The organism is Dyadobacter flavalbus, from assembly GCF_006149045.1.
GTDB lineage: Bacteria > Bacteroidota > Bacteroidia > Cytophagales > Spirosomataceae > Dyadobacter > Dyadobacter flavalbus.
This window is the reverse complement of the sequence record NZ_VBSN01000018.1, coordinates 1-600: the sequence shown is the minus strand read 5'-3', so window position 1 is coordinate 600 and position 600 is coordinate 1. Positions and strand designations below refer to the sequence as shown.

Annotated in this window: 1 protein-coding gene; it reads right to left on the bottom strand. The window is 43.7% G+C overall.

The genetic code is table 11. The annotated features are described in order from the left end of the window. The coding region (locus FEM33_RS02685) for an IS110 family transposase (RefSeq protein ID WP_139010580.1) at positions 1-317 on the bottom strand (317 nt) is incomplete at its 3' end. Between the last annotated feature and the right edge of the window lie 283 nt (positions 318-600).

Here is a 600-nt window from a genome sequence, read left to right as displayed (position 1 = left end):
AAACAATCAACAACATCCGTTTTGCGGCCTTGCACGTTCTTGGTCTGGCTTCCACCAACCAGAAGCACCTCAAAGCCAGCTTTCTGTAAGGCATTAAATAGGGTTTGCCAGTAACTGCCAGTGCTTTCCATGGCTACCGAAGTAATGCCATACTGCCGCAAATGGTCAATCAGATGCTGGTGGTCCTGCGTATAAACGCCAAAGGATTGGACATTTTCTTTGTTCTGGTCTACGGCTACCCAGTGATTACGAGAGCCAATATCAATTCCAGCGGCATGCGGATTGACAATTGGCAAGACTGCGGTTGATTTTCCCATCGTTTTGATTGATTAGAGACATAAAATAACCTCAGGGAATGGATGGGTGAATCAGGATTTTTCTATACGGGATTCTCTTAAAGAGATCACCAGTGAATTCAACAAGTGCCTCCTTGGGAGACATAATCCATTCCAGCCCAGATTTCAGGAAGGACTTATATGTACCAATATAGGTTGATGAGCTTATCTCTGAAGCTGTAACAAGATACGTAAAAAGCATAATTTACGCTACTCCAGTTGTCTTGAGTATTCAATGGTACCCGCACAATCATTCGATTTCAGG